The 24744-nt window shown below is 71.2% G+C and carries 25 protein-coding genes; 8 read left to right on the top strand and 17 right to left on the bottom strand.

Going from position 1 to position 24744, the window contains the following annotated elements; all coding sequences use genetic code 11:
- Positions 1-57 precede the first annotated feature (57 nt).
- Positions 58-768, bottom strand: coding sequence for an ABC transporter ATP-binding protein (locus JCO01S_RS01930; RefSeq protein WP_068249905.1), 711 nt, complete (start codon positions 766-768; stop codon positions 58-60).
- The gene (locus JCO01S_RS01925; protein ID WP_084342546.1) at positions 765-1604 is read right to left on the bottom strand and encodes an ABC transporter ATP-binding protein; all 840 of its coding nucleotides are present in this window, start codon (positions 1602-1604) and stop codon (positions 765-767) included. The genes JCO01S_RS01930 and JCO01S_RS01925 overlap by 4 nt, the downstream gene beginning before the upstream one ends.
- Before the next feature lie 217 nt (positions 1605-1821).
- On the opposite strand from JCO01S_RS01925, the gene JCO01S_RS01920 reads away from it, so the two are divergent.
- Positions 1822-2679, top strand: coding sequence for a PaaX family transcriptional regulator (locus JCO01S_RS01920; RefSeq protein ID WP_218002202.1), 858 nt, complete (start codon positions 1822-1824; stop codon positions 2677-2679).
- 294 nt (positions 2680-2973) lie between these two features.
- Here JCO01S_RS01920 and JCO01S_RS01915 read toward each other — a convergent pair whose 3' ends face one another.
- The 6 genes from JCO01S_RS01915 to JCO01S_RS01890 form a co-directional block, all read right to left on the bottom strand.
- Positions 2974-3507: a GNAT family N-acetyltransferase gene (locus tag JCO01S_RS01915; protein WP_068249904.1), complete on the bottom strand. Its 534-nt coding sequence runs from the start codon at positions 3505-3507 to the stop codon at positions 2974-2976.
- A complete protein-coding gene (boxB, locus tag JCO01S_RS01910; protein WP_068249902.1) occupies positions 3504-4985 on the bottom strand; it encodes a benzoyl-CoA 2,3-epoxidase subunit BoxB in 1482 nt (493 codons plus the stop codon). The genes JCO01S_RS01915 and boxB overlap by 4 nt, the downstream gene beginning before the upstream one ends.
- 101 nt (positions 4986-5086) lie before the next feature.
- Positions 5087-6634 (bottom strand): phenylacetic acid degradation bifunctional protein PaaZ, encoded by a 1548-nt coding sequence (paaZ, locus tag JCO01S_RS01905; RefSeq protein ID WP_068249900.1) that lies wholly within the window; start codon positions 6632-6634, stop codon positions 5087-5089.
- Positions 6631-7512, bottom strand: coding sequence for a 3-hydroxyacyl-CoA dehydrogenase family protein (locus JCO01S_RS01900; RefSeq protein ID WP_084342544.1), 882 nt, complete (start codon positions 7510-7512; stop codon positions 6631-6633). Before JCO01S_RS01900 ends, paaZ begins: the two co-directional genes overlap by 4 nt.
- Positions 7509-8228 (bottom strand): SDR family NAD(P)-dependent oxidoreductase, encoded by a 720-nt coding sequence (locus JCO01S_RS01895; protein WP_084342543.1) that lies wholly within the window; start codon positions 8226-8228, stop codon positions 7509-7511. Before JCO01S_RS01895 ends, JCO01S_RS01900 begins: the two co-directional genes overlap by 4 nt.
- 84 nt (positions 8229-8312) lie before the next feature.
- On the bottom strand, positions 8313-8723 hold the full coding sequence (locus JCO01S_RS01890) for a hypothetical protein (protein ID WP_068249896.1): 411 nt from the start codon (positions 8721-8723) through the stop codon (positions 8313-8315).
- Between the two features lie 106 nt (positions 8724-8829).
- Between JCO01S_RS01890 and JCO01S_RS01885 the strand changes: the two genes are divergently transcribed.
- The 3 genes from JCO01S_RS01885 to JCO01S_RS01875 all read left to right on the top strand — a co-directional run bounded on the left by JCO01S_RS01885 (position 8830) and on the right by JCO01S_RS01875 (position 12606).
- Positions 8830-10332, top strand: coding sequence for an aminopeptidase P family protein (locus JCO01S_RS01885; protein ID WP_068249894.1), 1503 nt, complete (start codon positions 8830-8832; stop codon positions 10330-10332).
- Between the two features lie 217 nt (positions 10333-10549).
- Positions 10550-11602, top strand: a complete 1053-nt coding sequence (locus tag JCO01S_RS01880; RefSeq protein ID WP_068249893.1) for a MaoC family dehydratase — start codon at positions 10550-10552, stop codon at positions 11600-11602.
- Between the two features lie 131 nt (positions 11603-11733).
- Positions 11734-12606: a crotonase/enoyl-CoA hydratase family protein gene (locus tag JCO01S_RS01875; RefSeq protein WP_068249892.1), complete on the top strand. Its 873-nt coding sequence runs from the start codon at positions 11734-11736 to the stop codon at positions 12604-12606.
- A 37-nt stretch (positions 12607-12643) separates the two neighbouring features.
- On the opposite strand, the gene JCO01S_RS01870 is transcribed toward JCO01S_RS01875, so the two are convergent.
- From JCO01S_RS01870 to JCO01S_RS01845, 6 genes are all read right to left on the bottom strand, one after another.
- Positions 12644-13384, bottom strand: coding sequence for a PIG-L deacetylase family protein (locus JCO01S_RS01870; protein WP_068249890.1), 741 nt, complete (start codon positions 13382-13384; stop codon positions 12644-12646).
- A gap of 32 nt (positions 13385-13416) precedes the next feature.
- Positions 13417-14007: a YflT domain-containing protein gene (locus JCO01S_RS01865; protein ID WP_068249889.1), complete on the bottom strand. Its 591-nt coding sequence runs from the start codon at positions 14005-14007 to the stop codon at positions 13417-13419.
- 67 nt (positions 14008-14074) lie between these two features.
- Complete coding sequence (locus JCO01S_RS01860; RefSeq protein WP_068249887.1) at positions 14075-15274, bottom strand: acyl-CoA dehydrogenase family protein; 1200 nt, start codon at positions 15272-15274, stop codon at positions 14075-14077.
- Positions 15275-15378: 104 nt separating this feature from the next.
- A complete protein-coding gene (locus JCO01S_RS15300; RefSeq protein WP_084342542.1) occupies positions 15379-16338 on the bottom strand; it encodes a L,D-transpeptidase family protein in 960 nt (319 codons plus the stop codon).
- Between the two features lie 179 nt (positions 16339-16517).
- Positions 16518-17384, bottom strand: coding sequence for an HpcH/HpaI aldolase/citrate lyase family protein (locus JCO01S_RS01850; RefSeq protein ID WP_068249885.1), 867 nt, complete (start codon positions 17382-17384; stop codon positions 16518-16520).
- Positions 17385-17389: 5 nt separating this feature from the next.
- A complete protein-coding gene (locus JCO01S_RS01845; protein ID WP_068249879.1) occupies positions 17390-18472 on the bottom strand; it encodes an HpcH/HpaI aldolase/citrate lyase family protein in 1083 nt (360 codons plus the stop codon).
- Positions 18473-18608: 136 nt separating this feature from the next.
- On the opposite strand from JCO01S_RS01845, the gene JCO01S_RS01840 reads away from it, so the two are divergent.
- The 4 genes from JCO01S_RS01840 to JCO01S_RS01825 are packed head-to-tail and all read left to right on the top strand — an operon-like array spanning position 18609 to position 22165.
- Positions 18609-19136, top strand: a complete 528-nt coding sequence (locus JCO01S_RS01840; protein WP_068249877.1) for a hypothetical protein — start codon at positions 18609-18611, stop codon at positions 19134-19136.
- A gap of 29 nt (positions 19137-19165) precedes the next feature.
- Positions 19166-20440, top strand: a complete 1275-nt coding sequence (locus tag JCO01S_RS01835) for a magnesium transporter MgtE N-terminal domain-containing protein (RefSeq protein ID WP_068249875.1) — start codon at positions 19166-19168, stop codon at positions 20438-20440.
- On the top strand, positions 20433-20960 hold the full coding sequence (locus JCO01S_RS01830) for a DUF1003 domain-containing protein (protein ID WP_068249873.1): 528 nt from the start codon (positions 20433-20435) through the stop codon (positions 20958-20960). The genes JCO01S_RS01835 and JCO01S_RS01830 overlap by 8 nt, the downstream gene beginning before the upstream one ends.
- 50 nt (positions 20961-21010) lie before the next feature.
- Complete coding sequence (locus JCO01S_RS01825) at positions 21011-22165, top strand: Mrp/NBP35 family ATP-binding protein (protein WP_439645685.1); 1155 nt, start codon at positions 21011-21013, stop codon at positions 22163-22165.
- 62 nt (positions 22166-22227) lie between these two features.
- Here JCO01S_RS01825 and JCO01S_RS01820 read toward each other — a convergent pair whose 3' ends face one another.
- The 3 genes from JCO01S_RS01820 to sigE form a co-directional block, all read right to left on the bottom strand.
- A complete protein-coding gene (locus JCO01S_RS01820) occupies positions 22228-22617 on the bottom strand; it encodes a twin-arginine translocase TatA/TatE family subunit (RefSeq protein ID WP_068249871.1) in 390 nt (129 codons plus the stop codon).
- Between the two features lie 2 nt (positions 22618-22619).
- Complete coding sequence (locus JCO01S_RS01815) at positions 22620-23993, bottom strand: trypsin-like peptidase domain-containing protein (RefSeq protein ID WP_245634302.1); 1374 nt, start codon at positions 23991-23993, stop codon at positions 22620-22622.
- Positions 23994-24060: 67 nt separating this feature from the next.
- Positions 24061-24702, bottom strand: coding sequence for an RNA polymerase sigma factor SigE (gene sigE / locus JCO01S_RS01810; RefSeq protein WP_068249870.1), 642 nt, complete (start codon positions 24700-24702; stop codon positions 24061-24063).
- Positions 24703-24744 lie beyond the last annotated feature (42 nt).

Raw genomic sequence — 24744 nt, 5'->3', positions numbered from 1 at the left:
GAGATACTCTACATTCCCCTCGCTGTGCGTCAAGAGTATGTAGTACTTCGTTGTCCCTCAACCGACTCCGAGGAGGCGCCGGGCGCGGTCGCCGTCGCGACGGAAGTCCGCCACCCCGCTCTCGTGCACGATCCGCCCCTTCTCCATGACCGCCACCCGGTCGGCGACGGCGAAGGCGGCCCGCAGGTCCTGCTCGACGATGAGGACGGTCATGCCCTCCCCGGCGAGCTCGCGCACGACCTCGGTCACCTGCTGGACGACCACCGGGGCGAGCCCGTCCGAGGGCTCGTCGAGCAGCAGCACCCGCGGCCCGAGCAGGAGTGCGCGGCCGATCGCGAGCATCTGCTGCTCACCGCCGGAGAGCTGGTCGCCGCGATTGCCCCGACGCTCCTTCAACCGCGGCATCAGCTGGTAGACCCGGTCCAGGTCCCAGTCCCCCGAGCGCCCGCTGGCGATGCGCAGGTTGTTGTGCACGGTCAGTGGCGCGAAGACCCGACGCCCCTGGGGCACGATCGCCACGCCCTCGGCCGCCCGGACGTGGGTCGGCAGCCCGCTGACGTCCTTCCCCGCGACCTCGATGCTCCCGCGCAGCGTCGGGACGAAGCCCATGATCGTGGACATCAGGGTGGTCTTGCCGACGCCGTTGCGCCCCAGCAGGGCGACGGTCTCGCCGGCGGCGACGTCCAGGTCGACGCCGGTGAGCACCGTGCTCCCGCCGTACCCGGCCTCGACGCCGGTGATCTGCAGATCGGCTCCGACGGTGCTCATGTGGCCATCTCCTCGTTGCTGCTGCCGGCCTCGCCCGGTGACGGTGCCGTCTCGAAGAGCTCCTCCAGGGAGTCCTCCCCGAGATAGGCCTGCTGCACCGCGGGATCCTCCCGGACCTGCTCGGCGGGGCCGTCCGCGATGAGCCCGCCGAGGTGCAGCACGCTCACCCGGTCCGCCAGGCGGAAGACCAAGTCGAGGTCGTGCTCGATGATCACCACCGTGAGGTCCTCGGGCAGGGACTGCACGAGCTCGGCGAAGCGGTTGCTCTCCGCCGGCGACATGCCGGCGGCGGGCTCGTCGAGCAGCAGCAGCCTCGGCCGGGTCGCGAGCGCGACCGCGACCTCGAGCTGGCGCCGCTCACCGTGGCTGAGCGCCCCGGTGACGATGTGGGACCGGTCGGTGAGGCCGACGTCCGCCACGCACTGCCGGGCGACGTCGTCGATGCCCGCACGCTCCCTCGCGGAGGAGGCGAGCAGGGACATCCCCTTGCCCGCGACCCGCTGCGCGGCGAGCGCGACGTTCTCCAGCGGGTTCATCGACAGGAAGAGGGAGCTGTGCTGGAAGGTCTTGCCCAGCCCCCTTCGCGCCCGCCATGCCGCGGACCGGCGGGTGACGTCGGTCCCGGCGAAGCGCACCTGGCCCGAGGTCACCGGCAGGGTGCCGGCGACGAGGTTGAAGAGGGTGGACTTGCCGGCCCCGTTGGGGCCGATGAGGGCGTGGCGGGCCCCCTTCGCCACCTCGAGGGTCACGTCGTCCACGGCGGTCAGGGCGCCGTAGCGTTTGGTCACTCCCGCCAGCGAGAGGGCCGGGACGTCGGTCGTGGTCGCGGTGGTCATGCGACTTCCTCCTCGGCGCCACGGTCCAGCAGGCGTCGCCACGGGGTCCCGGCGAAGCCACGCGGCAACAGGTTGTTCTACAGTCAAGATCCGTCTCGAAACCGTTAAGTAGTAGGTTGGGGAAGGGTCAAGGAGGTCCGGGGTCGCGCGTCGATGTTCGCGGCCACTCACGGTCACGTGAGAACCTGACCAGCGGACCACAGGACGAGGAGGCCACGTGACCACGACCGGTACGAGACCGGCGGCCGCGGGCGCGCGGACGAGTTCGGCCAGCGCCCGTTCGCTGCTGCTGACGATGCTCGGTGAGTTCGTCCACCCCCGCGACGGCGCGGCATGGACCGGCACGCTGGTCTCCGCGCTCGGAGCGCTGGGCGTGGAGAAGAAGTCCGCGCGACAGACGATCACCCGCACCGCCAGCCACGGGCTGCTCGCCTCGGAGCGGCACGGCCGCCGGGTGCGCTGGCAGCTGACCGAGGAGGGGCGCGAGGTCCTCACCGAGGGCACCTCGCGCATCTACGGGTTCCTTCGCTCGCAGCGCACCTGGGACGGGCAGTGGCTCGTCGTGGCCGCCGCGGTCCCGGAGGCGCAGCGCAGCACCCGGCAGAAGCTGCGCACGCGCCTGACCTGGCTCGGCCTCGGCACGCCCACACCGGGCATGTGGATCATCCCGGAGGCGTCCAAGGAGCACGAGGTCCAGACGGTGCTCACCGACCTCGGGCTGACCGCGGGCACCTTCGCGTGGGTCGGGCGGCGCGCCGCCGGCACCGACCCCGCCTCCCTCATCGACGCCGCGTGGGACCTGGCGGAGGTGCGCGACCAGTACCTGGAGTTCACCGAGGACTTCGCCGAGCGCACCGTCGAGACCGACGAGGAGGCCTTCGTCGCCCAGGTCGAGCTCATCCAGGCCTGGCGCGGCTTCCCCTTCGTCGACCCGGACCTGCCGGCCGAGCTGCTCCCCCGCGACTGGCCGGGTCCGGCCGCCGCCACCCTCTTCCACTCCCGCCGGGACCGCTGGCACCGCCGCGCCCAGCGCGCCTGGGACGCCATGGAGCGCGACGCCGCCGAGCGCACCTAGCAGCTGCTGCGCGAGCGTGCGCAGCAAACGAGCCTCGACGGGCGAAGGGCCGGTACCGCTACTCGCGGGTACTACACCATCCTCAGACGTCGAGAACTGACAGGACCCTGACCTTCCGGCATTCCACCTCGCTCGTCACGGGGAGCATGATGTAGTACCCGCGAGCAAGCAGAGGACGAGCGAAGGGAGAGGCCTTCCCGACTCAAGGGCTGAGCTTGCGAAGCCCCAAGGGAAGCCCTCTCCCTTCGCTCGTCCGTAGCGACGTCCGTAGCGACGTCCGTGACGCGTGTCCGCTCAGTACTTGTGCGACTCCACGTCGACGTAGTCCCCGCTCTCCTCCTGGCCGGAGGCGCGGGAGCCCTCGGGCACCGAGGTCGGAGCCGGGCTCGCGGCGGGCTCGGGCAGCTCGTCGCCGACCCGCTTGCGCAGGGAGGCGTCGGACTCGTTGCCCTTGTAGCCGCGCACGAGGAGCCAGTCGTGGACCTCGTCGCGCTCGGGGTGGGTGTCGCGGACGGTGTTGTACACGTAGTTGATCCCGCGCGCACCCGCCTCCTGCTCGAGACGGTCCATCACGAAGGACCCGACACCGGTGCCCTGACGCTCGCCGTCGACGACGAGAGTGATCTCGGCGTCGCCGCCCCACGTCGTGTCCAGCGAACCGAAACCGACGACGGTGTCGCCGTCCTTGGCCACGAACCAGTCGCCGGGCAGGTCCGCACCGGCGGCGTGGTCGAAGACCAGGGCACCCTCGGGGACGGAGGCGACGATGCGCGCCTTCGCCTCGTCCCAGACGGGCCGCTCCTCACGCTGCCAGGTCAGCGAGCTCACGCCAGACCCTCTTCGGCGAGGTGGACGTAGTCGAACTCCACCGGCTTGTCGTTGATCCCGGTCTGCGGCGGGGCGATCCAGCCGGCGAACTTGCCGTACTCGTACTCCGGCACCATGAGCTCGGCGACCTTGGCGCGGTCCTCCTTGCTCGGCAGCCACTCGCCGGCCTTGTCCTCCCAGGTCTTCTCGTCGAGGACCTCGCCCTCGGGGCTGACGAAGTGCTCGGCGTAGACACCGACCTGGCGGTGGAAGCCCTCGTGCGGGATGTAGAGCCGCTCGTCGAGCCCGGCGTCCTCGAGTGCCTGGTTCCAACGGCGCACGCCGTTCTCGCAGTCGGCGACGTACTCGTCACGCAGGTCGAGGTTGAGCGCGGAGATCATCGGGACCGTCTTGGTCTTGATCTGCCCGTCCTCGACGTAGTTCATCTCGCGCTCGTCGTCGAGCAGGACGTGGTCGTCCTTGCGCCGGGTCTCCTGCCAGCGGCCCTTGAGACCGGAGGTGTAGTAGTTGCCGGCGTTGGTCGACTGCTCCGAGCCGAAGAGGTCCATCGAGACCGAGAACTGGAAGTTCAGGTACTTCTGGATGACGTCGAGCGGGATGACCCCGTCCTCGAAGCCGGCCTTGCCCCCGTTCTCCTTCATGACCTCGGCGGTCCGCTCGACCGTGCGCTGCACGCCGGTGGTGCCCACGAACATGTGGTGGGCCTCCTCCTTGAGCATGAACTGGCAGGTGCGGGCCAGCGGGTCGAAGCCGCTCTCCTTGAGGGTTCCCAGCTGGTACTTGCCGTCACGGTCGGTGAAGTAGGTGAACATGAAGAACTGCAGCCAGTCGGTGGTCTCCTCGTTGAAGGCACCGAGGATGCGCGGGTTGTCGTAGTCACCCGAGTTGCGCTTGAGCAGCTGCTCGGCCTCCTCGCGGCCCTCGCGACCGAAGTAGGCGTGCAGCAGGTAGACCATGGCCCACAGGTGGCGCCCCTCCTCGACGTTGACCTGGAAGAGGTTGCGCATGTCGTAGATCGAGGGCGCGGTGTGGGCCAGCACGCGCTGCTGCTCGACGGAGGCCGGCTCGGTGTCGCCCTGGACGACGATGAGGCGCATGAGGTCGGCGCGGTACTCGCCGGGCACCTCCTGCCAGGCCGGCTCACCCTTGTGCTTGCCGAAGTTGACCACGCGGTCCTCGTCGCCCTCGGCGAGGAAGATGCCCCAGCGGTACTCCTCCATCGGCACGTGGTCGAAGTGGGCCCAGCCGTCCCGGCCGACCGCCACCGCGGTGCGCAGGTAGACGTCCTCGGTGGGCAGCTGCGGCCCGAGGTTCTTCCACCAGTCAAGGAACTTCGGCTGCCACCCCTCGAGCGCGCGCTGGAGGCGCCGGTTCTCGTTGAGGTTGACGTTGTTCGGGATCCGCTGGCTGTAGTCGATCGGGCTGGTGGGCCCGGACGGGTCCGGAGCGGATCCGATGCGGTCGTTGGTCGTCGTCATTGTGAATCTCTCCTTGCGCGACGTTGCGGAGGCTACCTTATATACTACACATGCCCCGACGTCACGACAACAGTTTGTGGACTATCTGGGTCGAAGGGGGGTCAGCCGAGGCTGTCCAGGACGGCCGGGCTGCCCTGCACCGCGGTGCGCTGCAGGTGGGCGTGGACGGCCCGCAGGCCCCCCTCCTCCTGGCCACCGCCGGCCCGGCCGGGGCCACCGTGGACCAGCTGCGGCATCGGGATGCCGTGCCCGGTCGACTCCGGGGCGCTCTCCCGGTCCAGGACGAGGATGCGCCCGTGGTAGGGGGCGGCGCCGGCGACGACGCCGGTGACGAAGTCGCGGTCGTTGGAGACGACGGAGCCGGCGAGGCTCCCTTCGCCCCGGGCCAGCAGGTCGACCGCGTGGTCGGCGTCGCGGTAGGGCATCAGGGTGCTCACCGGGCCGAAGGCCTCGACGGAGTGCGGCTCGCCGCGGTCGGCGTCGTCGACCCGCACGAGGTAGGGCGACATGAAGGCGCCCTTGTCCGCGTCGGCGCCGATGACCTCGACCTTCTCCAGGTCGCCGTGCACGACGGTCCCCGCCGCGGCGATCCGGGCGGCAGCGGCACGCACGTCGTCACGCTGCTCGGTGCCGACGAGGGCGCCCATGCGCACGCCGTCCGCCCCGGGCGCGCCGATGCCGATCCCGGCGAGCTTGGCCTCGACGGCCTGGGCGACGTCGTCCATCCGGTCCTGCGGCACCAGGGCCCGGCGGATCGCGGTGCACTTCTGACCGGCCTTGGTCGTCATCTCGGTGACGAGACCCTTGACGAAGAGGTCGAACTCCGGCTCCCCGGGCGCGGCGTCGGGGCCGAGCACGGAGGCGTTGAGGCTGTCGGCCTCGGCGTTGAAGTGCGCCGAGCGCCGGGTGACCGCCTCGTGCCCCCGCAGGGTCGCGGCCGTGTCGGCGGAGCCGGTGAAGCCGATGTGGTCCTGGCCGCCGAGCTGGTCCAGCAGGCCGGGGATCGAGCCGGCGACGACCTGCAGCGAGCCCTCGGGCAGCGCCCCGGTCTCGAGCATGATCCGCGCGGCGGCGACCGCGATGTAGGCGGTCGGGGTGGCCGGCTTGACGATCGTCGGGACCCCCGCGAGGAGGGCCGGCGCCAGCTTCTCCATCATCCCCCAGACGGGGAAGTTGAAGGCGTTGATCTGCAGCGCGACGCCGTGCGGGGTGGTCAGCACGTGGCGGCCGCCGAAGACGCCCTCCTTGCCGAGCTGGATGAAGTCGTCCTCGACGACGACCTTGCCGTCGGGCAGACCCTTGCGCCCCAGCGAGGAGTAGACGAACGCGGTCCCCGCTCCCCCGTCGATGTCGACGCCGGAGTCGCGGGCGGTGGCACCGGCCCGGGCGGAGAGCGCGTAGAGCTCGTCCTTGCGCTCCTGGACGGCGCCGGCGGCGGCCTTGAGCGCCGCGGCCCGCTCCGGGAAGGTCAGGGCACGAAGGGCGGGCCCGCCCACCTCGCGGGCGTGGCGGACCACCTCGCCCATGTCGATGCCCTCGCTGGAGACGCGGGTGACGGGTTCACCGGTGACGGCGTCCAGGACCTCGCGCCCGGTACCGGCCCCCTTCGTCCAGGTGCCGGCGACATAACTCTCGAGGATCTCGCTCATGAGCTCTTCTCCTGCTTCTCTGCGGTCCAGTCGTAGAAGCCGCGTCCGGTCTTGCGGCCGTGGTGTCCCTGCTCGACGAGGTCGATGAGCAGCTGCGGCGGGGCGAAGCGCGGACCGAGCTCGCGCTCCAGGTAGCGGGCGATGCCCAGCCGGGTGTCGAGGCCGACGAGGTCGGTCAGCTTCAACGGCCCCATGGGGTGGCCGTAGCCGAGCGACATCGCGGCGTCGATGTCCTCGGCGGAGGCGACCCCGGACTCGAGCATCCGGATGGCCTCGAGGCCGAGGGCCACCCCGAGGCGGCTGCTCGCGAAGCCGGGCGAGTCGGCGACGACGACCGGGGTCTTGCCCAGGCCCTCGCCCACCCACCGCACCGCGCGCTCGCGCCAGGCGCCGTCGGTGGCCCCCGCGATGATGATCTCGACGAGCTTGCTCGCCGGGACCGGGTTGAAGAAGTGGAGGCCGAAGAACCGCTCCGGGTGCGCCAGGCTCGTGGCCAGCGCGTCCAGCGAGATGGAGGAGGTGTTGCTCGCCAGTGCCGCGTCGGCGGCGATGACGGCCTCGACCCGCTGCAGGGTCTCCCGCTTGAGCGTCTCGTCCTCGGGGACGGCCTCGACGACGAGGCCGCAGTCGGCCAGGTCCGCGGCGTCCGTGGTCGCACTCAGCCGGCCCATCGGCTCGGCCGCATCGTCGAGCTTGCCGCGCTCGACGCTCTTGTCGCAGGAGCGCTGCACCCGCGCGATCGCGGACTGCGCGCTGTCCTCGTCGCGCTCGAGCACGACGACCTCGGAGCCGGCGAGCAGCAGGGCGTGCACGACGCCCGCGCCCATCTGGCCCCCACCGACGACCCCGGCCCGGGCGGGCACCCCGCCGGCGGTCACTGCAGGCCTCCGGTGGCGTCGAGCACGGTGCCGGTGACCCAGCCCGCGTCGTCGTCGACGAGCATCATGACGGCGCCGGCGATGTCCTCGGGGGTGCCGAGGCGCTTCATGGCGTTGCTCTTCGCCATCGCCTCGACCGCCTTGTCCGCGGTGATCGAGCGCATGTACTCGGTGTCGGTCGAGCCCGGACGCACCGCGTTGACGGTGACGCCGCGCTTCGCGACTTCCTTGGCGGTCACCCGCGTGGCGGCCTCGAGGCCGGCCTTGGCGGCGGCGTAGGTGCTCTGCCGGGCCGGGGCCACGGCGGCCGCGGCGCTGGAGACCATGACGATCCGGCCGCCGTCGCTCACCCGCTTGGCCGCCTCCCGCAGCACGAGCAGCGCGGAGACGAGGTTGAGGGAGACCGAGTCCTGGATCTGCTCCATGGTCAGCTCGGTCACCTTCGGGTAGTCCCAGCCGCCGACGCAGTCGACGACGACCGTGAGGTCGCCGGTCTGCTCGGCCGCGTCGAAGGCCGTCACGACCCCGTGCTCCGTGGTGGCGTCCACCGAGAGCGCGGTCACGGTGCGGCCCGCGCCGCTCAGCTCCTCGGTGAGCGCCTGCGCGCGCTCCGGGTGGCCGTGGTGGGTGATGGTCACGTCGTGCGTCTTCGCGAGTCGGCGGGTCACGGCCGCGCCGATCCCGCCTCCTCCGCCCAGTACCAGGGCAGCTGTCATCGTCGACTCCCTTCGTCGACCCCCAACATGCCACACATCTGTGCCGTGGCGCTAGGCGCTATGTAGAATGTATGCCGCCGCCGGTCAGGACACCGGGCGCGGCAGGCCCCGCTCCTTGCGGAGCTTCCGTGCCCGCCACTCCTGACGGAGGTAGAGCGAGGCCACCCAGCTCAGGAACAGGGACAGCAGCGGCGTGATCCACACCCACCACGGCACGTCGTCACCGGCGAGGATGCCCCGGACGTAGAAGACCGCTATCAGGATCCCGAACCCTGCGAGGAACACGGTGACCACCGCCGTCCCCCAGACGGTCGTCACCTGGGGCCTCCCGCGGGCAGCCTTGTCGAAGCCGTACTCCTCCGGCCGGTAGCTGATGAGCCGTCCGTCGTTAGCGCGCGCGAGGATCAGTTCCTCACCCGCGGCCACCCGCTGGTCGTGCTCCTCCGTCGCTGCCTGGTCCCGCCGGGCACGCTCGGCACGAGCCTGGTCATCCACTGCGCTCTCCTTCCCACGACGCTCCGACGCGTGCCGCCGAAGTGGCCCTCCCACGGGTACCACCCATGGGAGCCGTGCGCTGCCCGCGCGGTGAGACGATGGGTGCATGAGTGAGGAACAGAAGCAGGCCGACAACCGGAAGCGTCCCATCACCGACGAGTTCCGGACCTTCGTCGCCGAGGACTGGGCGCCGCGGTCCACCGACCGCCCGGCGCTCACCGAGGCCGCCCGCCGCGCCGCCGATCGCCGCGCGAAGGTTTCCGCGGACCACGAGGGCGAGCGCCTCGTCGTCCCCGCGGGCGGGCTCAAGGTGCGCAGCAACGACTGCGACTACGTCTTCCGGCCGCACACCGCCTTCGCCCACCTGACCGGGCTGGGATCGGACCGCGAGCCCGACGCGGTGCTCGTCCTGGAGCCGCTCGGCATGTCGGAGGAGCAGGCGGGGCACGAGGCGGTCCTCTACTTCCGCCCGCTCGCTCCCCGCGATTCCCAGGAGTTCTTCGAGAACCCCCGCTACGGCGAGTTCTGGGTCGGTGCGCGGCCGACGATCGAGGACATCGAGTCCGAGCTGGGGCTGACCGGTCGGCACATCGACCAGTTCGAGGACGCCGTGGGCAAGGACGCCGGCGAGCTGACCGTGCGCGTGGTCCGCGACGCCGACGCCGGCCTCACTGCACGGCTGGACACCATCCGGACCCAGGCAGGGGCGGAGGAGTCGAGCCTGCAGGAGGCCGACGACGCCCTGGCCCACGACCTGTCCCACCTGCGGATGGTCAAGGACGACTGGGAGATCGAGCAGCTCCAGGAGGCGGTCGACGCCACCCGGGTCGGCTTCGAGGCCGTCATCCGCGACCTGCCCACGCTCCCCGAGCGGGGCCGCGGCGAACGCTGGGTCGAGGGCACCTTCGGCCGGCACGCCCGCCACCAGGGCAACGGCGTGGGCTACGACTCCATCTGCGCCGCGGGCAACCACGCCAACACGCTGCACTGGATCAAGAACACCGGTGACGTCGAGCCGGGCGACCTGATCCTCCTCGACGCCGGCGTGGAGCTGGACTCCCTCTTCACCGCCGACATCACCCGGACGCTGCCGGTCGACGGGACCTTCACCGAGGCCCAGCGGCAGGTCCACGACGCGGTCGCCGCCGCCCAGGAGGCGGGCTTCAACGCGATCCGCCCGGGCGCGAAGTTCTCCGACGTGCACGCCGCCGCCATCCGGGTCATCGCCGAGCACCTGCACGCCTGGGGCCTGCTGCCCGAGGGCGTCTCGGTCGAGGACACCCTGGACCCGGAGCACGGGCAGTACCACCGCCGCTGGATGGTCCACGGCACGAGCCACCACCTCGGCATCGACGTGCACGACTGCGCCCTGGCCACCCGCGAGGAGTACATGGACGCCGAGCTCGTGCCGGGCACGGTGCTCACCGTCGAGCCCGGGCTGTACTTCAAGGCCGACGACCTCAAGGTCCCCGAGCACCTGCGCGGCATCGGCGTGCGGATCGAGGACGACGTCGTCGTCACCGAGGACGGCTACCGCAACCTCTCCGGCGCCTGGCCGCACACCGCCGCCGAGGTCGAGGCGTGGATCGCCGACGTGCAGGCCGGCTGACCACCCGCCTCGCCCGCCGGCTGAGGTGCGAGCGCCAGTGAGCCTCGAAGCCCACCACAGTCGAGGGGACCCGGCCCTTCGAGACGGTCGCTTCGCGACCTCCTCAGGGACCGGGGTGGAGGCGGTGTGGCCGGGTCAACAGCCAGGCGACCTGCCCCGGGGACGGGCGAAGGGGGAGGATGGCCCCGACCCCCTTCGCCCGAGTGAAAGGCGCCGCATGTCCACCAAGACCGTCCCCGGCAACTACTTCGAGGACTTCTCGATCGGCCAGGAGATCCGCCACGCCACCCCGCGGACGGTGACCGACGGGGACATCGCCCTCTACACCGGGCTGTACGGCTCGCGCTTCGCGGCGACGAGCGCGGCCACCTTCGCGGAGTCGATGGGCTTTGCGCGGATGCCGGTCGACAGCCTGCTCGCCTTCCACCTCGTCTTCGGCAAGTCGGTGCCGGACATCTCGCTCAACGCCGTGGCCAACCTCGGCTACGCGGGCGGGCGCTTCGGTGCGCCGCTGCACGTGGGCGACACGGTGACGACCACCTCGACGGTCATCGGCCTGAAGCAGAACTCCAACGGCCGCACCGGCGTCGTCTACGTCAACTCCGTCGGGGTCAACCAGCGCGGCGAGATGGTCGTCGACTACGTCCGCTGGGTCATGGTGCACAAGAAGGACCCCGACTCCCCCGCCCCCGAGACGGTCATCCCCGACCTGCCGGGCGCCGTTGCCGCAGAAGACCTCGTGGTCCCCTTCGACCTCACCGGGCACTCGTACGACACCGACCTCGCGGGCAGTCCCTTCCTCTGGGGCGACTACGAGGTCGGCGAGCGGATCGACCACGTCGACGGCATGACGATCGAGGAGTCGGACCACATGCTGGCCACCCGGCTCTACCAGAACACCGCGAAGGTCCACTTCAACCAGCACGCCCAGGGCCAGGCGAAGATCGGTCGCCGGCTCATCTACGGCGGGCACATCATCAGCCTCGCACGGGCGCTGTCCTTCAACGGGCTGGCCAACGGGCAGGTGATCGCCGCGATCAACGCCGGCGCGCACGCCAACCCCACCTTCGCCGGCGACACCGTCTACGCCTGGTCCGAGGTCCTCGAGCGGATCGAGCTGCCCGGCCGCACCGACGTCGGCGCGCTGCGGCTGCGCACCGTGGCGACCAAGGACACCCCGTGCGCGGACTTCCCGTACAAGGGCGAGGACGGGAAGTACCTGCCGAGCGTCGTCCTCGACCTCGACTACACCGTGCTCATCCCCCGCTGAGCGAAGGGGGCCGCCCCGGGCCGGTCGGGGAGGCGATCACCGGCGATCCCGTAGTCTCCACGAACATCGAGGAGGCGGAGGAGATCATCGGACCGCCTCCCTTCGCACGTCACCCAGATGGAGGCCAGCGCATGAGGACCGACCAGGAGACCCTCTCCCTGACCGTGCACGAGGGCATCCTCCTCGTCACGCTCGACCGTCCGGAGGAGATGAACTCCTTCACCGTGCAGATGGCCGACGAGCTCGAGGCCACCTTCCAGGAGGTCAACGACGACGACGGCGTCCGCGCCGTCGTCGTCACCGGCGCCGGCAAGGCCTTCTGCGCAGGGATGGACCTCACGGCCGAGGGCAACGTCTTCGGCCTGGACGAGTCCCTCACCCCGACCCTGGAGGACATGGCCGACCTCGACGACCCCGGACTGGCCCGGGTGCGCGACACCGGCGGACGGGTGGCCCTGGCCATCCACGCCTGCCGGAAGCCAGTCATCGCCGCCATCAACGGCGCTGCCGTCGGCATCGGCGCGACGATGACCCTGCCGATGGACGCCCGCCTCGTCTCGACGAAGGGGAGGATCGGCCTGGTCTTCGGCCGCATCGGGATCACCCCCGAGGCGACCTCCTCGTGGTTCCTCCCCCGCATCGTCGGGATGCCCACCGCACTGGACCTCGTCTACTCCGCCGACATCCTCGGCGCGGAGGACGCCCTCGAGGCCGGGCTGGTGCGCTCGGTCCACGAGCCCGACGAGCTGCTCGAGGCGGCCTTCGCCCTCGCCGACCGCTGGACGAAGGACCGCTCCCCCGTCGCGACCGCGCTCACCCGGCAGCTGATGTACCGCAATGCCGGGCTCGAGCACCCCGCCGACGCCCACCGGGTGGACTCGCTCGCGATCTTCTACGCGAGCACCGGCGACGGCAAGGAGGGGGTGGCCTCCTTCCTCGAGAAGCGCACCCCCGTCTACTCCGGCAAGGCCTCGCAGATGCCACCCTTCTACGCCGGGTGGTAGAGCCGGCCCGACACGCGCGACGGGGGAAGATCTCCGCTCACCGGGCGAAGTACTCCAGCAGCAACGCGTGCGTCACGTCCGGGTCGGCCACGGCGCGCGCACTCCCGCCGAGGATGTTCTCGAGCAGCTCCGGCGGCTTCGGGAAGTCCTCCGGCAGCGCGTCGTTGTACTGCCGGTGCTCCTCGAGCGAGGCGATCGCGTCCTCGAGGTGCCCGGTGACGTCGACGTAGTGCGTGGCCCGAGACCCGCTGGCGACGGCCACCCCGGACACCTTCCACGGCTCGAGCCCGTCGGCGACGAGCTCGGGGAAGACCCATCGGTTGCCGGCATCGGCCGTCGCGTCGAGCGTGGCGAGCCCGACGGCCCGGTGGTCGGCCTGGTTGAGGTTGCCGCCGACGAAGGTCTCCTCGTGGGTCAGGGTGACGACCAGGTCGGGACGGTTGCGGCGGATGGCGGCGGCGATGTCCCGGCGCAGCACCACGCCGTACTCGATCGTCCCGTCGGGGTGGTCGCCGAACTCGACGCGCTCGACGCCGACGACGGCGGCGCTGGCGCGCTCCTCGTCGGCCCGGGCGGGCGCGGCGTCGACCGGTTCCATGGTGTCGATCCCCGCCTCGCCGCGGGTCAGCAAGTAGTAGTGGACCCGCTTGCCGGCGGCCGTCCACTTCGCGACGGCGGCAGCCATGCCGTACTCAATGTCGTCGGGGTGGGCGACGACGCACAGCACGGCGTCGAAGGCGGTCTCGTCCAGGGCTTCGGGGCTGCTCTCGGTGCTCACGGCACCGAGGCTAGCCGGGCCGACCGGGGCAGTCAGCCCTGCTGTCGCCCCTGCTGCTCGCGCTGCTCCCGCTCGTAGGCGGCGCGGGCGCGCTCCTGGGCCCGGCGCACCTGCTCCTGGGCGGCCCGCAGCGGGTCGAGCTCGGCGAGCAGCTCCCGCGCGCGCTCGACGTGCTTGTGCTCGGTGAGCACCTCGTAGCGCGAGGCGATCACCTGGCTGACGGAGGTGAAGTCCCGCTCCCCGCCGGTCGTCTTGTAGCCCAGCCAGGCCCACACCAGACCGAAGAGGGCACCGATGAGCACGGTGGAGCCGAGGCGCACGAAGAGGTCCTGGCCCCCTTCGAACATCGCGAAGATCAGTCCCACGAAGACACCGATCCACACCCCGGAGAGCAGTCCGCCGACGAGCACCTTGCCGGTGGTCAGGCGCCCGCTGACCCGCTCGACCTGCTTCAGGTCGGTCCCGACGATCATCACGTCGTGCACCGGGAACTCGTTGTCCGCGAGGAAGTCGACCGCCCGCTGGGCCTCCGCGTAGGTGTCGTACACGTCCAGGCTCATCGGGTACTGCAGGCGGAGCCGCCCCTGCATCCGGGCCGCCATGGCGGGCTGCTGCATGCTCATGGCCCCATTGTCCCACCCATGCCGGCCTCCGGACGACCGCGTGACGGACGCGCCCCGACTCCGGCGGTCAGCCCTTGACCGGGTAGTCCTTGAGGATCGACTTGCCGATGATCATCTTCTGGATCTCGGCGGTGCCCTCACCGATGAGCAGCATCGGGGCCTCCCGGTAGAGGCGCTCGATCTCGTACTCCTTGGTGTAGCCGAAGCCGCCGTGGATGCGGAAGGACTGCTCGACGACGTCGGCGCAGTACTCGGCGGCGAGGTACTTGGCCATGCCGGCCTCGAGGTCGTTGCGCTCGCCCTTGTCCTTCAGGCGGGCTGCCTTGACCATCAGCTGGTGGCCCGCCTCGACCTTGGCGGCCATGTCGGCGATCCGGAAGAGGATGCCCTGGTGCGCCGCGATCTTCTTGCCGAAGGTCTCGCGCTGCTGGGCGTAGTCGATGCCGAGCTCGAAGGCGCGCATCATCAGCCCGCAGGCGCGGGAGGCGACGTTGACACGGCCGACCTCGACGCCGTCCATCATCTGGTAGAAGCCCTTGCCGGGCTCGCCGCCGAGCAGCTGGGCACTCGTGGTCCTGTGGTCCTGGAAGATCAGCTCGGTCGTGTCGACGCCCTTGTAGCCCATCTTCTCGATCTTGCCGGGGACGGTGACGCCCTGCGCGGTCTCACCGAAGCCCTCGGTCTTGTCGATGAGGAAGGTCGACATGTTCTTGTGCGGGGTGTCGCCGCCGAGCTCGGTGCGGCAGAGCACCGCGACGAGGTTGGCCGAACCGCCGTTGGTCAGCCACATCTTCTGGCCGTTGATGACCCACTCGTCGCCCTCGCCCTGCACGGCCTTGGTCTTGATGCCGGCGACGTCGGAGCCGAGCGCCGGCTCGGACATCGAGAAGGCGCCCCGGATCTCGCCGGTGGCCATCTTCGGCAGGTACCGCTGCTTCTGCTCCTCGGTCCCGTGCTTGAGGATCATGTAGGCGACGATGAAGTGGGTGTTGATGATCCCCGAGACCGGCATCCAGCCGCGGGCGATCTCCTCGACGCACAGGGCGTAGGTCAGCAGCGACTCGCCGAGCCCGCCGAACTCCTCGGGGATCATCAGGCCGAAGATCCCCATCTCCTTCATCTGGTCCACGATCTTCTGCGGGTACTCGTCGGCGTGCTCGAGCTCCTGGGCCACCGGGATGATCTGCTCGTCGACGAACTCCTTGACCAGTCCGAGCAGGTCCTGCTGCTCCTCGGTCAGTCCGTCGGTCGTCTGCAGGCGGGACATGCGCGTGTACCTCGGTTCTTCGGCGGCAGGATTCCGCGCCAGTATCACAGGTGGGCACCCCCGCCCACCATGGCGGGCGGGGGTGTCATCTGACACGCTACCGATCAGTAGACCCAGACCCGGCGCCCGATCGGGAGCAGCCCGCTGCTCCAGAGGTAGTTCATCGCCGCGTTCGAGACCCGGGTGCAGCCGTGCGAGGCCGGGTACCCGGGCACCGAGGTGTAGCCGTGGATGGCGATGCCGCCGTTGAAGTACTTCGGCCGCCACAACGAGCCCAGCGGGCCGTGGTCCATCCCGTTGACCTGCCGGAAGATCCGGTACCGGCCCCGCGGGGTGCGCCACCCGGACTTGCCGGTGCTGGTGTTGAAGACCCACCGGGTCCGGCCGCCCCGGACGACGAAGATCACCTGTCGGTCGATGTCGACCTCCATGATCGAGCCGCTGCTCGTGCGGGCCTTGGCGTCGCCCAGCCGGTCGATGACCGCCCAGGTCTTGGCCCCGCAGACCCCGTCGCGGCTCAGGCCGTGCATCTTCTGCACCGCCATGACCGCCTGCTCGGTGGTGACGCCGAAGTTGCCGTCGTTGCCCGAGTGCCAGTACCCGTGCTCGCGCATCGCGGTCTGCAGCCGCTTCACCGCCGCCCCCTTGCTGCCCTTCTTCAGCAGCGGGTGGGAGCCGCCTCCGCCTCCCCCGTCGTCGCCACCGCCACCGCCCGAGGCCAGCCGGTCCACGACCCGCCAGGTCTTCGGTCCGCAGATCCCGTCGCGGGCCAGGCCGTGGTCCCCCTGCAGGCGCTTGACGGCGCGCTCGGTGGAGGGCCCGAACTGCCCGTCCACGCCGGAGTGCTCGTACCCCGCCTTGAGCAGCTTGCGCTGCAGCTCCCGGACCGCGGACCCCCTGCTGCCCCTGCGCAGCGTCGGGTGGCTGGCGGCGACGGCGGGCACGACGCCCAGGCCGGCGAGTCCGACGGCCGCCGTCGAGGCCAGGGCGCCACGCACGAGGAGGCGGCGCTCCGGGGACTCGGCGACCTGCGTCCGGGCATGACGAGCTCGGTAGGTGTTCATCACTTTCCCCCTGTTGTCCGGGACGAGCCCCTGCGGCTCACCCCTCACCGACCCAGACGCCTCTGGGCGCCACCCGGTTGTGCCCGTCAGAACACGAAATGGCAACGACCCCGGTCACGGGGTCGTTGCCATTTCGGGCGAAGGGGGCCTGCCCCGCCTCGTGACGCCGGTGACCGCCCTCAGGAGCGGGCGAGGATCGCCTCGTGGGTCGCGAGGACCCGGCGCGCGATGTCGACGTGCAGGTTCTCGATCATCTTCCCGTTGTGGGTGACGACGCCGGTGCCGGCGCCCTCCTCCCAGGCCTGCAGGACCCCCTTCGCCTCGGTCACGGCCTCCTCGCTGGGGGCGAAGGTGGTGTTGCACACCTCGACCTGACCGGGGTGGATGAGGGTCTTGCCGTCGAAGCCCATGTCACGGCCCTGCTCGCACTCGGCGGTGAAGCCCGCGATGTCCTTGACCGCGTTGTAGACGCCGTCGAGGACCGCGATCCCGGCCTCGCGCGCGGCGAGCACCGCCCACGAGAGCGAGGTGAGCAGCGGTGCCCGGCCGGGCACGTGGTCGGCCTGCAGCTCCTTGACGAGGTCGTTGGTGCCCAGGACGAAGGCCTCGAGCCGGTCCGAGGCCTGCGCGATCTCGCGCACGTCGAAGATCGCCGCCGGCGTCTCGATCATCGCCCACAGCTTCGTGCGCTCCGGGGCCCCGGCGGCCTCCATGGCCGCGACGAGGGTGCGCACCTCGTCGGCGGAGTCGACCTTGGGCACGACGATGCCGGCGGGGCCGGCCTTCGAGGCTGCGGCGAGGTCCTCCTCGTGCCACTGGGTGCCGATCCCGTTGACGCGGATCGTCACCTCGCGGTCGCCGTACTCACCGGATGCCGCTGCGGCGCAGGCGGCCTCGCGCGCGGCGACCTTGTCGTCGGGCCCGACGGCGTCCTCGAGGTCGAGGATGAGCGCGTCGACGGGCAGGGTCTTGGCCTTCTCCAGCGCGCGGGCGTTGGAGCTCGGCATGTAGAGGACCGAGCGGCGGGGGGTGTAGCTCTCGCTCATCGCGCTCAGCCCTCGTTCCCGGCCTCGGCGTACATCTTCGCCAGCTCGGGGTCGTTGGCCGACAGACGCTCGGCGAGCTCGAGGACGACCATGCACTGCTTCCAGCTGGCGTCGTCCTCCATCTTGCCGTCGATCATCACCGCGCCGCGGCCGTCGGGCATGGCCTCCTTGACCCGCCGGGCGTGGGCGACGTCCTCGGCGGTGGGGCTGAAGACCTTCTTGGCGATGTCGATCTGCACCGGGTGCAGGCTCCACGCGCCGACGCAGCCGAGGAGGAAGGCGTTGCGGAACTGGTCCTCGCAGGCGACGGTGTCCTTGATGTCACCGAAGGGCCCGTAGAAGGGGAAGATGCCGTGCATCGCGCAGGCGTCGACCATCCGGGCGATCGTGTAGTGCCACAGGTCCTGCTGGAAGACCGAGCGCTCCCCCGCGTACTCCGGGGTGCCGTCGGTCCCCTTCGCCGGGTCCTGCCGCACGAGGTAGCCGGGGTGGCCGCCGCCGACGCGGGTGGTCTTCATCCGGCGGTCCGCGGCGAGATCGGCCGGGCCGAGCGAGATGCCCTGCATCCGCGGGGAGGCGCCGGCGATCTCCTCGACGTTGGCCATGCCGCGGGCGGTCTCGAGGATCGCGTGGACGAGGATCGGGCGCTGCACGCCGCCCTTCGCCTCGAGCTGGGCGAGGATCCGGTCGATGTAGTGGATGTCCTCGGGGCCCTGGACCTTGGGGACCATGACGACGTCGATCTTGTCGCCGACCTCGGTGACCAGGGTGGTGAGGTCGTCGAGGACCCACGGGCTGTCCAGGCTGTTGATCCGGGTCCACAGCTGGGTGTGCTCGCCGAAGTCGGTCTCCCTGGCGATCTGGACGAGGCCCTCGCGGGCGGCCTCCTTCTTGTCGGCGGCAACGGCGTCCTCGAGGTTGCCCAGGAGCACGTCGGAGACACCGACCATGTCCGGGACCTTGGCGGCCATCTTCGGGTTGCTCGGGTCGAAGAAGTGGATCATCCGGCTCGGTCGGGCCGGCACCTCTCGCACGGGGGTCGGCGCGCCGACGGCGAGCGGGGCGAAGAAGTCCTTGGCACTGCGCATGTGTGGGCTCTGGTCCTCTCAGGAGTGAGCGAAGGGGATTCCGTCGGCAACTTAGCAGCGGCCCCCCGCGGCGGGTTATGACGCAGTTCACCGCATCCCGCCCGGACCTCCCACGGGGCTCCCCTATGGTTCCCCCATGAGCGAGGTGAACCTCTCCGCCCTCACCACCGAGGCGCTGACCAAGTCCACGGTGCTGTGGCTGCGCATCGCCGGTCGCGAACGCCCGACGTGGTTCGCGACGGGCGAGGCGGGCAGCCGGCTCGCCGGGCAGGTGCTCCTCGCCTCCGGCGGGACCGAGGCGGACCTGGGCGAGCTGCCCGAGCACCTCGAGGTGATCCTGCGCAGCAAGGGCGCCGTCGGCGGGCGGCTGCTCACCCTCAACGCCACGAGCCTGGAGATCGAGCCGGAGAACCCGCTGTGGCCGATCGTCGCCGAGGCCCTGAGGGGCGCCCGGCTCAACGCGAGCGCCGACCAGCTGCAGCGCTGGCGGGAGTCCTCCCGGCTGTGGGCGCTCTCCCCCTTCGGAGCGCCGCTGCAGGGCCCCGGCCACTCCGGCGGCGACCAGCGCTCCTCGAAGGGGGTCCGTCCCGGCACCGCCGCCCGGCGCACCCGACGCCCGTGGCACCTCGGTGGCAGACCGGCCACCCGGCGCGGCACGCGGTGATCGCGAGCGTGCTGATTACGCTGTGACCCGTGAGTGCTCCCTCCCGGTTCTTCGTCGCCCGCCTGGCGAGCCTCAACGTCTTCGACCCCATCGGCGAGCCCGTCGGGCGGGTGCGCGACGTCGTCGTCACCTTCTCCCCCTCCCGCCGGCCCCGGGTGCTGGGTCTGGTCGTCGAGGTGCCCGGACGGCGTCGGGTCTTCGTGCCCATGACGCGGGTGACCTCGCTCGAGGGCGGGCAGGTCATCACGACCGGGATCGTGAACATGCGTCGCTTCGAGAAGCGGCCCACCGAGACCCTCGTGCTCGCGGAGCTGCTGGAGCGGCCGGTCACGGTGCGCACCGACGACGGCGAGACCGAGGCGACTGTCGAGGACATCGGCGTCGAGCAGGCCGCGAGCCGCAGCTGGTTCATCACCAAGGTCTTCGTGCGCGGCCGGCGCCAGTCCCGAAGGGGGCTGCTCGTCCGGCGGCGCGGGGAGACCTTCACGGTGCCGGTCGAGGACGTCACCGGCCTCTCGGCCACCGTCTCCGCCGCCGAGCACTCCGCGGTCAAGCTGCTGGAGTCCGTCGAGGACCTCAAGGTCGCCGACCTGGCCGAGGTGATCGCCGACCTCGCCCCCGAACGCCGGGACGCGGTCGTCGCCGCCCTCGGTGACGAACGGCTCGCCGACATCCTCCAGGAGCTCGGGCCGGACGACCAGGCCTCGATCCTCGGCACGCTGAGCGAGACCCGGGCCACGGACGTGCTCGAGGCGATGGACCCCGACGACGCCGCCGACCTGCTCGCCGAGCTCCCACCGGATCGGGCCGAGACGCTGCTGCAGCTGATGAAGCCCGACGACGCCGAGCCGCTGCGCCGGCTGCTCAGCTACGACGAGAACACCGCCGGTGGTCTGATGACGACCGAGCCGATCGTGCTCGCCCCGGAGGACACCGTCGCCGAGGCCCTCGCCGTCGTGCGCCGCGAGGAGATCCCGGCCGCGCTCGCCGCGACCGTCTTCGTCTGCCGGCCCCCGCTGGAGACCCCCACCGGGAAGTACCTCGGCATGATCCACATCCAGCGGCTGCTGCGGGAACCGCCGCACGAGAGCATCGGGCGCTACCTCGACAAGGGGATCGACCCCCTTCGCCCGGAGGATCCGCTCGGCTCGGTGACCCGGACCCTGGCCATCTACAACCTCATCGCGGCGCCGGTGGTCGACGAGACGGAGCACCTGCTCGGGGCGGTGACCGTCGACGACGTGCTGGACCACATCCTCCCCGAGGACTGGCGCGAGGAGCGGCACGAGGTGACCGATGGCTGAGCGCAGGAACGTCCGGGTCGACGTCCCGCAGGAGGTGCGTCGGCAGCTGATCCGGCGGCCCTCGGGCATGTCCGGCGAGGCCTTCGGGGTGCTCTCGGAGAAGTTCGCCCGCTTCATGGGCACGCCGCGCTTCCTCATCTGGATGACGATCTTCGTCACGGTGTGGCTCGGGTGGAACACCTTCGCCCCGGCGGCTGCGCAGTTCGACCCGCGGTCGCTGAACTACACGCTGCTGACGCTCATGCTCTCGCTACAGGCCTCCTACGCCGCGCCGCTGATCCTGCTCGCGCAGAACCGGCAGGACGACCGCGACCGGGTCTCCCTCGAGCAGGACCGGGTGCAGGCCGAGCGGGCCCTGGCCGACACCGAGTACCTCACCCGTGAGGTCGCGGCGCTGCGGATCGCGCTGCGGGACGCCGCGACCCGGGACTTCGTGCGCAGCGAGCTGCGGGACCTGCTCGCCGAGATGGAGGAGCGGGGGCTCGAGGTGCGCCGCCGGGAGGACGAGGCGAAGGAGTAGCGCCCCGTAGCGGACGGGGCCGGTGAGGACCGTCGCGAGGCGGCCCTACGATGGAAGGTATGGCAGCCCCGCACCCCACGATCACCGACGAGCAGCTCCACTCCGCGCTGGAGACCGTCATCGACCCCGAGATCCGCCGCCCCATCACCGAGCTGGGCATGGTGGACTCCGCCGCTGTCGACGAGAACGGTCACGCCACCGTCACCGTCCTGCTCACCGTCTCCGGCTGTCCGCTGAAGGACACCATCACCAAGGACACCACCAACGCGCTCATGGCCGTCGAGGGCGTCGTCGACGTCGACGTCACCCTCGGGGTGATGACCGACGAGCAACGTGCCGACCTCAAGGCCCACCTGCGCGGTGGCCAGGCCGAGCGGGAGATCCCCTTCGCCAAGCCGGGGTCGCTGACCCGCGTCTACGCGGTCGCGTCCGGCAAGGGTGGGGTCGGCAAGTCCTCGATCACCGCGAACCTCGCCGCCAGTCTCGCCGAGCAGGGCCTGAAGGTCGGGGTCGTCGACGCCGACATCTACGGCTTCTCGATCCCGCGGATGCTCGGGGTCACCCACGCCCCGACGCAGGTCGACGACATGATCCTGCCCCCGATCGCCTCCGAGGTGAAGGTGATCTCGATCGGGATGTTCGTCCCCGGCAACCAGCCCGTCGTCTGGCGCGGCCCGATGCTGCACCGCGCGCTGCAGCAGTTCCTCTCCGACGTCTTCTGGGGCGACCTGGACGTGCTGCTGCTCGACCTGCCGCCCGGCACCGGTGACATCGCGATCTCCGTGGCACAGCTGATCCCGGGCAGCGAGATCCTCGTCGTGACCACTCCGCAGCAGGCGGCCGCCGAGGTGGCCGAGCGCGCCGGCTCGATCGCGATGCAGACCCACCAGCGTCTCGTCGGCGTCATCGAGAACATGTCCTGGCTGGAGCTGCCCGACGGCAGCCGGCAGGAGCTCTTCGGCTCCGGCGGCGGCCAGGTGGTCTCCGAGTCGCTCTCGCGGACCGTCGGTGCGGAGGTGCCGCTGCTGGGCCAGATCCCGCTGGACGTCTCGCTGCGTGAGGGGGCGGACCACGGCAACCCGGTCGTCGACTCGAACCCGGACGGCCCCGCGGCCGTGGCGCTGCGCGGCATCGCCAAGGGCCTGGCCACCCGCTCCCGCGGCCTCGCCGGCCGCAGCCTCGGCCTGACGCCGACCGGGCGCTGAGGCCCGCCCCGACGCACCACGAAGGGGGCCGACCCGCCGACTGGCGGGTCGGCCCCCTTTCGTCAGGTGGCCTCGGAGTCCCAGGGAGTGCCGGTGGGCTTCTTCGCGGGCACCGGCTCCGCGGCGGCCGCGGGCTCCTCGTCGGAGGAGGCGGCCACGTCCTTCGCCGGGGCGTCGCCGAGGGCGATCGCCTCGTCGAGGGGCTCCAGGAGGGCCTCACGCACGATCCGGCGCGGGTCGTACTGGCGCGGGTCGTACTGGCGCCAGTCCAGGTCCTCGTACTCCGGCCCCATCTGCTCCTTGAGCTGGCTCTTCGCGTCGTTGGCCATCCGGCGGACCTGGACGACGAGCCGGGCGAGCTTGCGGGCGTACTCGGGCAGCTGCTTCGGCCCGAGGATGATGAAGGCCAGGATGACCAGGACGAGGAACTCCGAGCCGTGCATGATGCCCATGGCTAGTTCTCCTCGGCCGCTTCCAGCTTCATCGTCAGCTTCTGCAGCTTGCCGTCCCGACGGACCTTGAGGCTGACCTCGTCCCCGACGGACTTGGCGCGGATCCGCACGACGAGCTGGTCCAGGTCGGCGACGCGCCGCCCGTCCATGGACACGATGACGTCCCCGGGCTCGATCCCCGCCTTGTCCGCGGGGCCACCGGGCACGACGGGTGACTGCCCGCCGGGGGCCTCCCCCTCGTCGAGGACCTTCGCGCCCTCACCGGTCCAGCGACGGTCGAGGCTGACACCGATGATCGGGTGGACCGCCTCGCCGCTCTTGATCAGCTGCTGCGCGATGCGCACGACGACGTCGGAGGGGATCGCGAAGCCCACACCGATCGAGCCGGACGTGGATCCCTGCCCGGGGACCTGGGCGATGGCGCTGTTGACCCCGATGACGTCGCCGGAGGAGTTCAGCAGCGGTCCCCCCGAGTTGCCCGGGTTGATCGCCGCATCGGTCTGGATGGCGGAGATGTAGGACTCGGCGCCGGGCTCCCCCGCGCTCACCGGGCGCTCGAGCGCCGAGACGATGCCGGACGTCACCGTCGAGCCGAGGCCGAGGGGCGAACCGACCGCCACGACGTCGTCCCCGACGACGACGTCCTCGGACTTGCCGATGTCCAGGGGCTCCAGGCCCTCCGGGTCGACCTTGAGAACGGCCACGTCGTAGGAGGTGTCGGTGCCGACGACCTCGGCGTCACGCCGGGTCCCGTCGGCCATCTCGATGCTCACCCGGCCACCCTGGCCGGCGCCCTGCACGACGTGGTTGTTCGTGACGATGTGCCCCCGGCCATCATAGACCCAGCCCGAACCGGTGCCGGCGCCGGAGGCACCCCGGACACGGACGGTGACGACGCTCGGCACCGCCTCCTCGGCGATGGTCGCGATCGAGCCGTCCGGACGCTGGTCGGCTCCCTCGTCCTTGCCGTCCTCGACGATCGTCGGGCCGCCGCCGGACTCACCGGTGCCGGCACTGCCCACGACGAGGCCGCCGCCCAGGCCACCGAGTACGCCGGCGAAGAGCGCTGCCACCACGGCGATGCCGAGCGCCCCGAGCCACCCGGGGCCACTGCGACGGACCGGCGGCCGGGCGACTGTGCCCCACTGCTGCGCGGGCTGTTGCGGCATCGGGCCCCAGGACTGCTGGGGCTGCTCCTGACCGTGGGGGTCGGGCTGCTGCCCACTGAGCGGCTGGGTGGGCGCGGCATTGCCCATGCGCGCGGCCGCCTCGTCGTGGGGCACGTACTGGCCCGGCTGCTCGGCGCGCGGGTGCTCGCCCGGTGCGGGCGCGTGCGGGGGCCGTGGTGGCTCCTCACCCTGGTGCGGAGAGCTCATGCCTCAGATTGTGCCTTGCCGAGGGGCGGGGAAGGTCACCGGCCACGCCGCCCCTCCTCCGCCGGGATCACAGCGTGCCGGTCACCGGACGGGCCACCGGGAAGCCGGAACCGCCGCCACGGCGCCTGGAGCCGCTGTCGCCCCGCTGCCGGGTGGGCGCCCGGTGGCCGAGGCTCTCACGCAGCTGTGCACGCCCCCGGTGGATGCGCGAGCGGACCGTGCCGAGCTTGATGCCGAGGGCCTCGGCGACCTCCTCGTAGGTCAACCCCTCGATGTCGGAGAGAACGACGGCCGCCCGGTACTGCGGCTGCAGCTCGTCGAGCGCCTCTTGGATGTCGGCGTCGAGGAGGTGGTCGACGTAGACGTCCTCCGGCGTGGCGGTCCCGCTGTGCAGCAGCGCCGCGAACTCGTCGGTGAGGGAGTCGAAGCGCAACCGCTGCTTGCGCCGGGCGCGGTCCAGGAAGAGGTTCGTCGTGATCCGGTGCAGCCACCCCTCGAAGGTGCCGGGGGTGTAGCGGTCGAGGGAGCGGAAGACCCGCACGAAGGTGTCGTGGGTCAGGTCCTCCGCCTCGTGGACATTTCCGGTGAGCCGGTAGGCGAGGCGGTAGACGCGCTCACCGTGCTGCTCGACGATCTCGCCCCACGTCGGCGGGACCCAGTCCTCATGGGTCTCGTCCGTGGGTGCCGTGGTCCGGTCCTTGCTCGTCACCGGACCATCCTCACGCGGGAACCTGAGCATTGGCTGGATCAC

This window comes from Janibacter corallicola NBRC 107790 (genome assembly GCF_001570965.1).
In the GTDB taxonomy this organism is placed as follows: Bacteria; Actinomycetota; Actinomycetes; order Actinomycetales; family Dermatophilaceae; genus Janibacter; species Janibacter corallicola.
The sequence above is the reverse complement of the archived record's forward strand: the minus strand, read 5'-3'. Positions and strand labels throughout refer to the sequence as shown.